Source organism: Halogeometricum rufum (assembly GCF_900112175.1).
In the GTDB taxonomy this organism is placed as follows: domain Archaea; phylum Halobacteriota; class Halobacteria; order Halobacteriales; family Haloferacaceae; genus Halogeometricum; species Halogeometricum rufum.
The window spans coordinates 136,472-150,885 of the sequence record NZ_FOYT01000005.1; the positions used below are offsets into that span (position 1 = coordinate 136,472).

11 protein-coding genes and 1 tRNA gene are annotated in these 14,414 nt (G+C 63.9%); 5 read left to right on the forward strand and 7 right to left on the reverse strand.

Annotation, left to right across the window (positions count from 1 at the left end; genetic code table 11):
* Positions 1-111 precede the first annotated feature (111 nt).
* Positions 112-196, reverse strand: a tRNA-Leu gene (locus BM310_RS18835).
* A 100-nt stretch (positions 197-296) separates the two neighbouring features.
* On the opposite strand from BM310_RS18835, the gene BM310_RS18840 reads away from it, so the two are divergent.
* Positions 297-605, forward strand: coding sequence for a cyclin family protein (locus BM310_RS18840; protein ID WP_089810719.1), 309 nt, complete (start codon positions 297-299; stop codon positions 603-605).
* Between the two features lies 1 nt (position 606).
* Here BM310_RS18840 and BM310_RS18845 read toward each other — a convergent pair whose 3' ends face one another.
* The 6 genes from BM310_RS18845 to BM310_RS18870 form a co-directional block, all read right to left on the reverse strand.
* Positions 607-1,113 (reverse strand): phosphopantetheine adenylyltransferase, encoded by a 507-nt coding sequence (locus tag BM310_RS18845; protein ID WP_089810721.1) that lies wholly within the window; start codon positions 1,111-1,113, stop codon positions 607-609.
* A gap of 73 nt (positions 1,114-1,186) precedes the next feature.
* Entirely contained in the window at positions 1,187-1,723 is a 537-nt protein-coding gene (locus tag BM310_RS18850; RefSeq protein ID WP_089810723.1) for a winged helix-turn-helix transcriptional regulator, read from the reverse strand.
* A gap of 51 nt (positions 1,724-1,774) precedes the next feature.
* Positions 1,775-2,851, reverse strand: a complete 1,077-nt coding sequence (locus BM310_RS18855; RefSeq protein ID WP_089810724.1) for a glutamate--cysteine ligase — start codon at positions 2,849-2,851, stop codon at positions 1,775-1,777.
* A 113-nt stretch (positions 2,852-2,964) separates the two neighbouring features.
* Complete coding sequence (locus BM310_RS18860) at positions 2,965-3,600, reverse strand: fibrillarin-like rRNA/tRNA 2'-O-methyltransferase (protein ID WP_089810727.1); 636 nt, start codon at positions 3,598-3,600, stop codon at positions 2,965-2,967.
* Positions 3,597-4,451, reverse strand: coding sequence for an NOP5/NOP56 family protein (locus BM310_RS18865; protein ID WP_089810729.1), 855 nt, complete (start codon positions 4,449-4,451; stop codon positions 3,597-3,599). The genes BM310_RS18860 and BM310_RS18865 overlap by 4 nt, the downstream gene beginning before the upstream one ends.
* Before the next feature lie 212 nt (positions 4,452-4,663).
* Positions 4,664-5,320 (reverse strand): helix-turn-helix domain-containing protein, encoded by a 657-nt coding sequence (locus tag BM310_RS18870; RefSeq protein WP_089810731.1) that lies wholly within the window; start codon positions 5,318-5,320, stop codon positions 4,664-4,666.
* Between the two features lie 114 nt (positions 5,321-5,434).
* On the opposite strand from BM310_RS18870, the gene BM310_RS18875 reads away from it, so the two are divergent.
* From BM310_RS18875 to BM310_RS18890, 4 genes are all read left to right on the forward strand, one after another.
* Entirely contained in the window at positions 5,435-7,075 is a 1,641-nt protein-coding gene (locus BM310_RS18875; protein ID WP_089810733.1) for an NADH-quinone oxidoreductase subunit D, read from the forward strand.
* A complete protein-coding gene (locus tag BM310_RS18880) occupies positions 7,072-7,380 on the forward strand; it encodes a DUF7562 family protein (protein ID WP_089810736.1) in 309 nt (102 codons plus the stop codon). The genes BM310_RS18875 and BM310_RS18880 overlap by 4 nt, the downstream gene beginning before the upstream one ends.
* Positions 7,367-8,068, forward strand: coding sequence for a class I SAM-dependent methyltransferase (locus BM310_RS18885; protein ID WP_245778548.1), 702 nt, complete (start codon positions 7,367-7,369; stop codon positions 8,066-8,068). Before BM310_RS18880 ends, BM310_RS18885 begins: the two co-directional genes overlap by 14 nt.
* Before the next feature lie 1,114 nt (positions 8,069-9,182).
* Complete coding sequence (locus BM310_RS18890) at positions 9,183-14,405, forward strand: PAS domain S-box protein (protein WP_177232706.1); 5,223 nt, start codon at positions 9,183-9,185, stop codon at positions 14,403-14,405.
* Positions 14,406-14,414: the final 9 nt, after the last annotated feature.

Below are 14,414 nucleotides of genomic sequence, written 5' to 3' on the forward strand. Positions count from 1 at the left end.
TGATTCGAACCGGAGCGAGAAATGCTCGCTCACTCCGTTCGCTGCGCGTTCCTTGCAGGGTTCGAATCCGCTCGTATCGATGGCTCTCCTCACTGACGTTCGGAGAAGCTATGCGCGGGACCGGATTCGAACCGGCGGACTCCTACGAGACAGCGTCCTAAGCGCTGCGCCGTTGGCCAGGCTTGGCTACCCGCGCGCACTACAGCGTATCAGGAATCGAGGTAAGAAACTGTCGTTCGCGGCCGACAACGACCGAACTGAGCAAGCGTCAAGTGCGTCCGCGCGGTGCTTCAGGTATGTATCGCGCCCGGGACAGAGTGGACAACGAGGAGTGGTTGACGCGCATCGAGGAGGGGGCCGACCGCCTCGAACTCGGGTCCGAAGCCCGGTCGTACGCCGGCGACATGTTCCTCTCGGAGGTGCCGGAGGAGGACCGGTCGAAGCGCGCCGTCGCGGCGGCAAGCCTCTACGCCGGCGCACTCATCGCGGGTGAGGAACGGTCGCAGTCGCGCGTCGCCGACGCCATGGACGTGACGCGACTCAGCATCCAACAGCGCTGGAAGGAGATTCTCGAGACCAACGGGTTCCGGCCGCCGACCTGGTGAGTCAGGCGTCGTCGGCGTCGGGACGGGTCGCCTCGCGACCCTCGCGTTCGGGCGTGCGGTTGCCGTGGCGGTCTATCTCGCCGCGGACGATGCGCGTCGAAGAGATGCGCTGGCCGTCCTCGGCGGGGACGTGGTCGACGACTTCGATGTCCAACGGCGGCAGGTCGCGTTCCTCGCGTATCTCGTTGATGCGCGCGCCGCCGTCCTTCGTCTCCGGGGAGACGATGAGCACGTCGAAGCCGGGTTCGGTGGCGATGCCGGTCGGTTCGGTCAGCGTCCGAATCTCGAACTCGCGGTCGTACTCCGCCGCGAACGGCTCCAGTTCCTCGACGAGGTCGCGCTTTCGCTCCTCGAACGGGCGGACGTACCGGTCGACGTGGCGGGTCCGCGGCGCGAGTTCGTCGCTCGTGAGACCGACGGTCACGTCACCGAGTTCGAAGGCCCGCTCGAACAGCGCGAGGTGGCCGTCGTGGACCGGGTCGAAGGTCCCGCCCAGCGCGACGTTCATATCCGGGCGTCGGCGGCTCGCAACTTAAAAAGGTCGGCTTCGGGACCGCCCCGCGTCGGGGCGGACGTCCCCGTCACTCCTCCGGTTCGTCCCGGACGGTGATTCGGACCGGTTCCACGTCGCCCGCCTCGTCGTCGCCGAGGAGTCGCCGGTCGAGGTTGAACACGGTGTTCAGTTGCGACTGGACCTGACCGACGGCGCTCCGGACGAGTTCGCTCGGCGCGATAGCCGTGTACTCGTAGGGGTTGTTGCCCGCGCCGGAGTTCTTCCGCTTGCGTCGGTCCACCATCTCCTCGTCGTGGAGTTCGGCGAGTGCCTCCCGGACGGTACTCGGGTAGAGGCCGGTGCCGTCGGCCACCTCGTCGCTGGTGGAGTGGGGGTTCTGTCGGAGGAAGACGAAGATGCGGGCGCGCGTCTCCGTGTCGAGCAGCCACGCCAACAGGTCCACGACGTTGTCGTCGAACTCCGAGACGGCGCGGTCGGCCTCCGCTTCGAGTCGGTCGCGCGTCGACGCGCCGTCCGCGTCGTCCGCGGGGTCCGCGGGGTCCGTCACCGGCGCGTCGGCGGACCCGCTCTCTCCGGGGTCGTCTGTGGGGTCGTCCGTAGACATATGTTCTATCACACAGGTCAAAACGGGACGGTGAAAAACCTTTCCGAACGCTCAGTCGAGGCAGAGCGCTTCGCAGAGGGCGTCGAGTCCCTCCTCCTCGTGAATCCGCCGCTGTCGCTCGGTGCCGCTCTCGGCGTCGAACAGGCTTCGGAGTCCGTCCACGCCGAGTCGGTCGCACTCGTCCGCGACGAACCGCTCGAGCGTGACCGTCGATTCGCCGTCCGTGCCGACGAAACTCGCGTCGTGACCGTGCCGCGTGGCGCGCCACTTGTTCTCGTCGAGGAGTTCCCGGCGAATCTCCGTCCCCGTCTCGCCGTCCTCGTACCGGGCGGCCAAGTCGAGGACGAGTGCGTGGACGTACTCCACGAACGCCACCGTCACCGCGGGGTCGACCTGCGCGTCGGGCGTCCGGACCTCGACGGTGCCGTGGCCCGTGTGGGGGCGCACGTCGTACCAGAGTTCGCCGCGGTCCTCGATGGAGCCGTGTTCGACCATCCGACGCTCGAACGTCCGGTACGCCTCGAAGTCCTCGAACCGAGAGGGCATGCCGGTGTTCGGCAGGTTCTCGAAAATCTTCGCGCGGGCCGAAGAGAGACCGGTGTCGAAGCCGTTCCAGAACGGCGAGTTCGCCGACAGCGCCAACAGCGGCGGGAGGTACCAGCGTATCTCGTTGGCTATCCACGTCGCCTTGTCCGGGTCGTCGACGCCGACGTGGACGTGCAACCCGGCCGTCGTGTTGCGGTGTTGCGGGTACTGGATGCGGTCGAGTTGCGACTTGTAGCGCGGCTTCGTGGCGTGGTCGAGTTCGCGCCACTTCGCGGCCGGGTGGAGGCCCGCGGCGGCGACGCGGTAGCCGTGGTCTGCCGCGTGGTCGACGAGTGCCTCGCGGACGGCCCGGACGAGTTCGTCCACGTCCGCGGGGTCGTCGATGAGCGGCGTCTGCGTCTCGACGGTGAACTTGAACAGTTCGTGGTCGATGCGGTCACCGAGAAGCCCCCCGGGCGGGTCGTCGTAGACGAGTTCGGAGATGCCCGAGGCCGGGTAGCCGTCGCTGTCCACGATGTAGAACTCCTCCTCGACGCCGAGGGTACCCATTCGGTCGAAGGCGTCGGCCGACCCTAGTTCCATCGCAGGGTCGTTCGCGGCGGTCGATTAAATAGGTCGTGGACCCCGGCGACCCGTGCAGCAACCGCGAAATCGGCGGACAGAACGCCTGTCGCAGCGACTCTCCGATGCAGCGCTCACTTCGGACGGGCCACGACGCCGAGGTGGTCGTCGTGGAACCGGTCGAGTCGCGTCGTCTCCAGCACCTCGTACGAATCGCGCAACTCCGCGAGGACGTCCTCGAACACGTCGTCGGGGTCGGCGGTCACGTCTTCGCTCCGCGCCTTTACCACCGCGAGGAGGCGGCCGTCGTCTCGGAGGAACCGCCGGTTCCGATTGGCGACGGTCGCCTGTCCCCGCGTCGCCACGTCCTGCACGATGCAGTCGAGGTCCGCCTCGACGACGTGCGCGTACGTCTCGGGCTTTCGCGCGTCCTTGAGGAGGGGAAACAGGTTCTCCCGGTCCTCGGCGACGCCGAGAAGGTCGCGGACCGGCCGCGCCGCGAACTCGACGGCGTACGTCGGCCCCGCGAAGTCGGCGACGTGCGAGACGGTCGTTCCCGACGCCGCACCGAGGTACAGCACCGTCTCCCCCCCGACGAGACCGGTGTCCATCCCGTACTCGAACATCGCGCCGAGTTTCGACCGCCCGGCGTCCCACGCGCGCCATCCCTCGGCGTCCCGCGGTTCGCCGTACACCGTCTCGCCGCGCGTCGAGAGTCGCTCCCGACCGTCGAACGGCCGTCGCTCGACGCCGTCGGGCAGGTCGGTCATTCGCCCACCTCCCGCGCTCGAATCGTCTCCATCCGCTCTCTGAGTTCCTCGTGAACCTCCGGCTTGTACTCCCCGGAGTAGTGGTCGATGCGGGCCGCGATGGCGAGTTTCCCCGCGAACGCGCGCGCCGCCGACCCGCGGTGGTCGGGGTGGGTGCCGCGGACGTAGTCGTGGACGTAGATGACGCCGTGTTTCGGCGACGACGCCCGACCCTCCAGATGCGCGAACAGGGCGTCCTCGGCTCCCAGCACCTGAACGGTGCCGGACGGCATCTTCGCCAACCGCTCCAACCCGCCCGCGAGGGCGACGAGGCGGGCCGCGAGGACCGGGCCGGCCATCTCCGCGAGATTCGGGGCCACGGCGGGCGCGCGCGCCTCGACGAACGCTCGCAGGTCGTCGCGTTCGTCCGCGAGGTCCGCGACGCGGCGGGCGTACGAGACGACGCGCTCCTCGACGGGCGTCTGCGGCTCTCTGTCCGCTACCTCGCGCGCGCCGTCGACGCCGACGCCCGCGTCGTCGTACAAAGTTCCGGCCCACTCGGCGAGGCGTTCGGCCAGTTCGTTCGCGGTGCGTTCGGCGTCGTCCATCGCGCGGACGGCGTGCACGAGTTGCCTGTCGTCGGCTCGTTCGCGTTCGCGGACCGCCTCGGTCGCGGCCCGGAGCGTCGCCTCGCGGAGGCGGTCGTAGTACGCCGCCTCGGAGTCCGCGTATCCCGATTCGACGGCGAGTGCGGGCCAGTCCCGCGGTTCCTCGCTCTCGCCGTCGGCGACGGCCGCGCTCGCGCCCTCGACGTCGTCCGGCTCGATTCCCTCGAACCAGCCCGTCCCTTCCGGGGCGGTTCCGTCGTTCATACGTTCACGCTCGCCTTCGACCGGTATATCCGTCCCGGTACGGCGAGTCGAGGCCGTTCCGGTTACAGACGAACCCCTATGGATGCAGATATGTGGCAGCGCTGAATACGAAGACTGCCGCACTAACGAGGCTCCGTTAAATTCTCGAGACCTACCTGTGGGATGTTGGGAAACTTTCTCGTCGTCTGCGGGGCGGCGACTGTGGGCGAGAGTCAGTGGACGAGTTCGGTGAACACACGTTCTTCGGCTTTCCGCAGGTGCTCACTGACCGTTCCGGGAGTAATCCCCACGACCTCACCGATGTCCTCAAGGGACGCTTGGCGAGGTTCACTGTAGTAGCCCAGATCGACCGCTGCCTCGAGCACTTCCTTCTGCCTAGCCGTAATCATTCTGTCGAACGATGAGTTATTCGCCTCGTAATCACCCATCTTGAGAATGTCGAACGTGAACTGTTCCATCTCGTCAACGTATTCGTACAGCTTGCTGAATGCTTCGTCAGTTCCCAAGTAGGTGATTTTAACTTGGTTATCGGAGGTAAATCGAATCGGTGTTTCAATTACCAGAAGCGATTTTCGTTGCAGTTCGAGCCCCCGGCGAACCTCTTCTGTCGGTTCAAACTGACTCACGGCCATCCAGCGGTCTTTTCCGGCGGTGAGATAACTGCTGACGTAAGAAGAGTCCTCCATAATTTGTTCGTACCGTTCCTTACTGCCGCTTGCCTCGGCAAATAGGAGTACAGTGTCGTCATCGAGCAGTTCGATATGATGAATGGCCCGCCGTTTGATCGACGGGGCGTCTGCCAGTGCCGTCCCGAGCGGATGGAACGCGCCCCGTCCACCCGGTTTGACTAACACAGTGAGATATCGCATAGAAGTATCAAATGTGCGCAGAATTAAACAACCAGGGCTCACCGCCATTTAAACTACACCACGGGTGAGGCAGTATGCCTACTGCACTACACCGAAAACTAGGGCCTGTGGACGATGCAACGCCAACAACGCTCGACCACTGAGCAGTTCATAAACGAGGTGGTCTCAGCCCTCCCCGATAAGACCGTTCTCGGGCGTGATTCACACGAGAACGCCCCCGCACTCGTGATCCGTGCCGACCAGGTCCAGAAGGTTCTCTCGACACTTTACTCCGAGGTCGGACTCGATCACTGCTCGTGTGTGACTGCTCAGGAGTACGACGACCGCTTCGAGACGGTCTATCACCTCACCAGTTACGACGATCGGACGCGCGAGTTGTCCGTTGTCGTCCCGACGACGAAGGACGGCCCGGTCAGTGAGTCGGCTGCACCGGTTTACCGGACGGCCGAGTGGCACGAACGAGAATCCTACGACCTCGTAGGTATCGAGTACGAAGGTCATCCGGACCTCCGGCGCATCCTGCTCCCGGAGACGTGGCAAGGTCATCCGCTCCGCGAAGATTACGGTCGGAACCAGTCTCAGATCGTGGCGCTCCCCGCGCACGCCAACCCTATCCAGAACGACAGTCGGCAGGGTGATACGATATTCCTCAATATCGGGCCTCACCATCCGTCGACCCACGGCGTGCTCCACTTAGAGGCAGTTCTCGACGGCGAGCAGGTGGTGGACGTCGAGCCGGATATCGGCTATATCCATCGGTGCGAGGAACAGATGTGCCAGCAGGGGACGTACCGGCACCAGATTATGCCCTATCCCGACCGCTGGGATTGGGGCGGGGCGGGGCTGCTCAACGAGTGGGCCTACGCTCGCGTCGTCGAGGACCTGGCCGATATCGACGTTCCCGAGTACGCTCAGGTCATCAGGACGATGAGCGCCGAACTGTCGCGCATCCTCTCGCACCTGTTAGCTACTGCCATGTACGCACTCGACGTGAGCGGTGAGTTCACCGCCACGTTCATGTACGGCTTCCGAGACCGGGACGCCGTTCAGAACCTCTTGGAGGACCTGACCGGCCAGCGCATGATGTTCAACTACTTCCGCGTCGGCGGTGTCGTCTGGGATGTCCCCGAGCCTCGAGAGGAGTTCTTCGAGGACGTGCGTGCTTTCACAAACAGCCTACCACAGAAGCTGGAAGAGTATCATAACCTGCTGACTAGCAACGAAGTCTTCCAAGTTCGTTGTGTGGATACTGGTGAGCTACCGCCACAGGTCGCCAAGCAGTACGGGGCCACCGGACCGGTCGCTCGCGGTTCCGGTATCGACTACGACCTCCGGCGGGATGACCCGTACGGATACTACGACCGCCTAGAGTGGGACGTCGTCACCGAGAACGGTTGCGACAACTTCGCCCGCGTGCTCGTCCGACTGCGGGAGATCGAGGAGTCAGCAGCGATCGTGGAGCAGTGCGTCGACCTCCTCGCGGATTGGCCAGAAGAAGAGCGAAGCGTCCAAGCTAACGTTCCCCGGACGTTGAAGCCGTCTGGGGAGTGTTACAGGGCCGTCGAAGGTGCCAAGGGCGAACTCGGGATTTACATCCGCGCCGACGGCACCGATACGCCCGCTCGGTTCAAAATTCGCGGACCATCCTTCTCGAACCTGTCGGTACTACCAGCGATGGCAGAGGGAGAGTACGTTCCCGATCTCGTCGCGACTCTCGGAAGTCTCGATACCATCATCGGGGAGGTCGACCGATGACGACGACCGCTTCACGGCGATGGGTGACCGACACCGGCCAGCAGGTAACCTGCATCGCCTGTGGCGAGACGCTCGACCGAGAGGACGCCCGCGAGTACGACAAACACGGCGACCGCTGGAACCGCGAGGGAAAGAATTTCGAGTACCTCTGTAAGCCCTGCGACCGTGAGTACTGCCGCCAGAACCGCGACGGACTCGAAGAGACGCTCATAGCAGCCGACGCCGGCAAAACCGACCGCAAGACGTTCCTCAGACGGTTCTGCGAGCTGACGACCGACAACAACGACGACAATGACCTCCAGTGAGAAATCGAAGCAGACGAAGGGTCCCCACAATCGAATCGAGTCCGACGCGGCGTCGACTCACTCGATGTCGGTCTCGGACATCAAAGACGCGTATGCGGAGTACGCTGATTCGATGCATCGGCTCGAATGGCTCGACCGTGTTGTTATCGGTCGCTATCGTCAGGCCCGATTCGGAGATGTCGAGGGGAGAGTGCTCGACGTCGCCTGTGGCACTGGAACGAACTTCCGATACCTCCCCAACACGGTTGACCTCGTCGGTATCGACGTTAGTCCAGAGATGCTGGCGAACGCCGAGGAACAACTCACCGAGTTAGAGATCGACGGCGATCTCCGGGAGATGGACGCACAGGAACTCGAATTCGCCGACGACAGTTTCGACGCGGTGATTTCCGCGCTGTCGACTTGTACGTTCCCCGACCCAATTGCTGCACTGCGCGAGATGGACCGCGTCTGCAAGCCTGAGGGAACGATTCGCCTCGTCGAACACGGACGTAGCGACGTCGGTCCAATCGCAAAGTATCAGAAATGGCGTGCCGACGCTCACTACGCGAGGAACGGCTGTCGCTGGACGCAAGAGCCGCGCGAAGTCGTCTCCGAGGCGGGCCTCGAGGTGCGGGAGACCAGCACTGGGCTCTTCGGCACGATCAGTACCTTCGAGATACTTCCGAACCAGAGTGAAGAACGATAATCGAACTGTCTTCCGGAGCGCTGGAGTGGCTCGCCGTCGGTTGCCCCCTGGCGATTGCAGGAGCAGTAATCAGGCTCCGCAGGTGGACGGTTCGCGGGTTGGACGAGACAGCACCTGTTCGATATTGATTCGCAACCCGGGCTTGAAGTCGGGACCTGGCGTGAACTGCCTGCGAGTAGCGCAGACTGGAGTTCTCGTGCCGGGGATAGTGGCGGATTTCGAGACCCTGCACGGTCGTTCACGCGGTGATTTCACTTGTTACTGCCTCTCACCGGAATATATCCGAACGAACAGTACCAGAAGTTTACTCACTGTATCTCGAAGAGGGAACGTGTTTTATTTCACTGCGGTTTTTACCGTCAGAATGATCTGACTCACGGATGTAGCGATGCGCGGGTACTGAAGAACCCCAGTTACGTGAGTGCTGGATTGCTCACTGAGTTATCCCTGCTCGCTTCGGTAGCTACGAGTTGCGGGCGAAAATCGTAGTGAGACAGTAGGCTGATAACCGACTCCGAGTTACGAACTCCCATTTTACGTTGGATGATAGAACTTGAGTATGCTGACGCGGTCAACTTCAGAGCACTCAGCTCAAAATAAACTCTTCGAGGCCACTGCCCGAGGTTGAACAGTCGGGTGGTAGCGAACGCACAGCAGTCAGACCCGAGGCTGCTTTGAGTACCGGAACCGCCCGGCTGTTCCAGTTTCATATATCGTATCGCTCACACGACGAACGATTTACAGGGAGCGAGACAGAGGTAGGAACATGTTTCCTGTCGGGTCTCACTCGCTGCAGGGGGCGGTAGTGGGGACGGAAACGCTCGTCGAGACCCTCGAAGGTCGGGAGAAGGAACGAGGTCTGTCACTCCACGTCGTCGATCCCGAAGTGGTGGAAGCGGGAGCACCGAGCGACGGAACGGCCGATTGCTTAGTGGTCGAAACGTCGGAATCGGACGATGAGAGCGAGACCGTCGTCGAGCGTTGGCAGGACGGGTGGCCGAACGTCCCTGTCGTGTTACTCGTCGCAGGCTGGGCTGACGAGCGAGTCGCAGACGCGGTCTCTGCGGGAGCGGCCGACGTTCTTCCGCGTAGACTCGTCGATACCGACCCCGACGTGGTCGTAGAGAGGATCGTCGAGGTCGTCGAACGGGAACACGCCCTGACGAGCTTTCGGGAGTTGTACGACGAGGGTTCGGAAGCCACGACGGTTCACGACGCGGAGACGGGCCACATGGTCCACGCCAATCGAACGTTCTGTGAACTACTCGGGTACGACCGCGAGACGATTCGGACGATGCGGTTCGGGGAACTCATCGCTCACGTGCCGGGATACGACCACGAGCGTGCGATGGACGTCTTCTCCAGCGTCGCCGAGCGGGACGAGTCGCTGGAGATCCAGTGGCCACTCAAGACCGCCGACGGGGAGGTACGGTGGTCCGATGCACGGCTGTCGTCGGTTCGCGTCGGCAACCGGGAGGTCGTCCTCTCGACGTCGGTGGATATCACCGAGCGTCGCCGTCACGAACACCGATACGAGCAGGTGTTCGACAACGTCAACGACGTCATCTCTATTCACGACCCGTGGGCCGAAGAGATGCTCGACGTCAACGAGACGATGAGCGAGTTGACCGGCTACGGCCACGAGACGCTCCTCGAGATGGACGTTGGCGGGGTCAGCGACACCGACCTCGGGTTCAGCGAGGGCCGCGCGTACGAGATGCAGCAACGCGTCGCCGCCAGCGGCGAGTCAGAGACCGTCGAGTGGATGATAGAGACGGCGTCGGGGGACCGCCGACTGCTGGAGACGAACCTCGCGCCGGCCACCATCGACGGGGAAGATCGGGTGCTCGCGCTCTCGCGAGACGTGACCGAGCGACGAGAGTACGAACGCCGCCTCGAACGGGAACGGGACCGGCGATCGGTCCTGTTCCAGAACAACCCCGACCCGGTCATCAGAGTCCGATTCGAGGGCGGTGAGCCGATCATACGTGAGGTGAATCCGGCATTCGAGGAGGTGTTCGGCTTTCCTTCGGCCGACGTCGTCGGTACGAGCGTCGTCGATGCGGTCGTTCCAGCCGACGAACGTGAGCAACACGAACGGCTCCGAGAGAAGGTCGTCCGTGGCGAACCGGTCGAGCGCGAAGCGCGGCGATTGACTGCCGACGGCGTCAGGAACTTCCAGTTCAAGGTTATCCACTTTGGGTCGAGCTCGGAGGACGACTCGGCGACCGACGCGTACGTGTGGTACACCGACGTTACGGACCGGAAGCGGCGAGAAAAAACGGTCCGCCGCCTCCACGAGTCGACGGACGAAGTCCAAAACGCCGAGACGAGACAGGAGGTCTGCGAAGCGGTCGTCGACGCCGCCGAAAACGTGCTGGGGCTCGCGAATCCGGCGTGCTGGGTCGAAGGAAAGAGCGAGGAGTCGCTGACATCGGTCGCCGGGTACGGAGACCAATGGGGCGGTGCCTCGTCCGACAACAACGCGAGCACGTTCGAACCGGGAGACGAGGGTTACGTGGCATACACGGAGAACGAGCCCCGGGTCGTCGACACGGCCGACTGGGACGAAGGCGACCAGTCGAAGGCTGCGATCCTCCTCCCACTGGGCGACCACGGACTGTTCGGCGCGGCCGAACCGGGCGGTGGGGAGTTCGAGGCAGTCACTCGCACCGCCGCTCGCATCCTGGCCCGCCACGCGACGACCGCACTCGAGAGGGTCGAACGCGGCCGCGAACTCCGGGAGAGCGACCGGCGCTTCCGACTCATCGCCGACCGAATCGACGAGGTCATCTTCCTCTCGGAACCGGATTTCTCGGAGCTCTTCTACGTGAACGACGCCTACGAGACACTCTGGGGAGAGTCCGTCGAGAAGCTGTACGACGACCCACGAGGATTCATCGACAGCATCGACCCGCGGGACCGCGAGTCGTTCGAGGCCGACTTCGAGGAGATGGTCGCCGACATCGAACGCGGCGACGCCGACGAGAGCTACGTCTTCGAGTACCGAATTCGTCCCGACGGCGGGGACGTCCGGTGGGTCCGGGCCACCGGCTACCCCGTCGAACTGGAAGACGGAGACGACACGAGGTTCGTCGGTATCGTCGAAGACGTCACCGACCGGCGTGAACTCGAACGGACGTACCGAGGGGTGTTCGAGAACGTCTCGGACGGACTCGTCATCCACGAGCCCGAATCGGGCCGGATAGTCGACGTGAACGAGCGATTCTGTCGGATGAACGGCTACGAGCGGGACGAACTTGTGGGCGAGACGATAGACGTCGTCACTGCCTCCGATCACGAGTACGAGCGTGCCGAGGCTCTTATCGAAGAGGCACGCGAGCAGGGCTCACAGCTGTTCGAGTGGCGAAACCGACGAAAGAACGGTGAGACGTACCCCGTCGAGGTTCACCTGAGCGTCGTCGACATCAGAGGGAACGAACGCGTGTTGGGGAGCGTCAGGGACGTGACCGAGCGAAAGCGTCGCGAGCGTGAGTACGAGCAGATATTCAACGGCGTTCAAGACGCCATCACCGTGTTCGACCCGTCGACTGGGGAGATAGTCGAAGTCAACGATACCTATCGCGAGATGCTGGGATACGACGACCTCGGGACGATACGAGAGCTGGGAATCAGCGGTCTCAGCGTCAGCGACGAAGGGTACACCGAGGAACGGGGAACGAAACTCATCAGAGAGGTGGCTGAGACCGGCGAACCCCGGACCGTCGAGTGGCGGGGTGAACGAAAAGACGGCGAGTTGCTGTGGCTGGAGGCGAAGTTAGCGCCCGTCGAGATCGGTGGAGAGAGGCGGGTCGTCTCCATGCAACGGAACGTCACGGAACGAAAGCGTCGCGAACACGAGTACGAACAGATATTCGACGGCGTCCACGACGCCATCACGGTCCACGACTCGGACACGGCGGAGCTAGTCGACGTCAACGAGACGTTCTGCGACCTGCTCGGTTACGAGCGCGCGGAGATACTCGAGATGGGGGTCGACGGCTACACCCCCGAACAAGAGGGTTACTCCCTGGAATCCGGCCGGGAGTTCATCCACGAGGTCGTCGAGACGGGCGACCCGAAGCAGATCACGTGGCCGGTCGAGACGCGCGACGGGGAGCTACGCTGGCTGGATATCGAGGGGACGACGGTCGAGATCGGCGGGCGAGTCCGCTACGTGTCGATCGGACGCGACGTCACCGAACGTCGGCGCACCGAACGCAAACTCAGCGCGATCCTCGACCGGATCGACGAGGCGATATTTCTCACCCGGGTCGAAGAGATCACGGCGGCCTCACAGTCACCGGACTACGTCAGTTCCGGCTACGAGTCGATCTGGGGACAATCCCTCGAACAGATCAGAGACTCCAACGAGGACGGGTTCTTCGGGACGTTACATCCCGACGACGAGGAGGAGTATCGGTCGACCGTCGAAGCGATCGTCGCCGACGTCGACGCCGACGCCGCAGACGACCGATACTCGCAGGAGTACCGCATCGAGCGCACGGACGGAACGATCCGATGGGTGCAGTCCGACTACTATCCGACCGAGTGGGGCGCGGGCGAGACTCGAATCGTAATCGTCAGTCGGGATGTGACGGCTCGAAAAGCCCGCGAGCGACGTATCGCCTCGTTCGACGACGCGACCGACGACCTCGCGAGGGCCGACTCGCCCGAAGAAGCCGCGCGTCAGGCCGTCGAAGCGGCGACCGACCTGCTCGAACTCCCTGCAGTCGGGGTTTTGCTGTACGATGACGACGACGGCGTCCTCCGCCCCGAGGTACTCTCGGGGCAGTTCCCCGAGGCGGTCGCGACCGACAGCGTCGGTCCGAGTGACGGGGCGTTGTGGGAGGTGTTCGCCACCGGAACGATCGTCGCCTCGGACGGCGGAACCAGTCGCTCCGGCTTCGTCGGCGCGACTGACGCCAGACCAGACACGCTGTCGGACCTCGAAGCGTGGCGTGCGATGGCCCTCGGTAACCATGGCGTCCTTCTCGTCGGCGCTCCCGAGCAGTCGCTCGACTCGGACACGATACAGGCCGCTCACGTCCTCGCGGCGACGCTCGAAGCCGCTTTCAGCCACCTTCAGAGCAGAGAGCGACTCGCCGCACAGGAAGAACGCCTCCGGACACAGACCGAACGCGCGGACCGACTGGACCGGATCGCACACCTCGCCCAACAGGTGGAAGCCGCCATCACAGACGCCTCCGCCCCTGCGGAGGTCGAACAGGAGATCTGTGATCGCCTCGCCGGTTCCGGCCCGTACGACCTCGCCTGGACGGGCGGCATCGACGTCGGCACGGATCGACTCGCTGCACGAACCGTCGTCGGGGCGACTGACCAGTACGTCGACGAGATGGCCCTGACCACGACCGACAGCACCGCCGACCCGCATCCGACCGTCACGACGTGGCGAACCGACGAGGTCTGCGTGGCGGATTCGATCGTCGACGACGGTCCGACGGGAGACTGGCGACGGATCGTCCTCAGCGAAGGGTATCAATCGCTGTGCGCGGTTCCGTTGACGTACGACGGTATCACGCACGGTGTGTTGACTATCGGGAGGGATACGCCGAACGCGTTCGACGAACGGGAGCGAGCGATGCTGTCGCAACTCGGAACCTCGATCGGATACGCTCTCGCGGCCATCGAGCGGAGGCGGGCGCTGGAATCCGACGAGTCGGTCGAACTGGAGTTCCGCGGGTCGAACGTGGCCCTCCCGTTCGCTCGCGCCGCCGCCGCCGCCGACTGTCGGGTCACGCTCGTACGGACGGTCGCGCGGCAGGACGGACCGACCAGCGTCTACGTCCGCTTCGAGGGCGATCTCCCCGACAACACTGCACGAGTGGCGGACCGGACGTTTTCGGGAGACGTCAGCGTCGTGAGCGAGGCGTCGTCGAAGACCGTGTTCGAGGTCAGAGCCGACGAGTGGTTCGGGTCGCCGCTAGCCGAGTACGGCGGGGTGATTCGCGATGCCTCGGCCGACGCCGACGAAACGACTCTCACCGTCGAGGTTCCCGGGGAGGCGGACGTGCGGTCGTTCGTCGGCCGACTGCAGGAGATGGCACCGTCGCTCGAACTCGTCGCCAGGCGGCAACACCGACGGCGTGACCGAACGCCGGCGGAACTCTCCGACCGCGTCAGAGCGGAACTCACCGACAGGCAGTTCGAGGTCGTACAGACGGCCCTGTCGGCGGGCTACTTCGAGTGGCCCCGAGAGAACGACGGTGGCGAGGTGGCCGACCGACTCGGCATCACCCAGCCGACGTTGAACAAACACCTCCGACTCGCCGAGAAGAAGACGTTCGGTCTCCTGTTCGACACCGAGTCGGTATGAGTCGTTCCC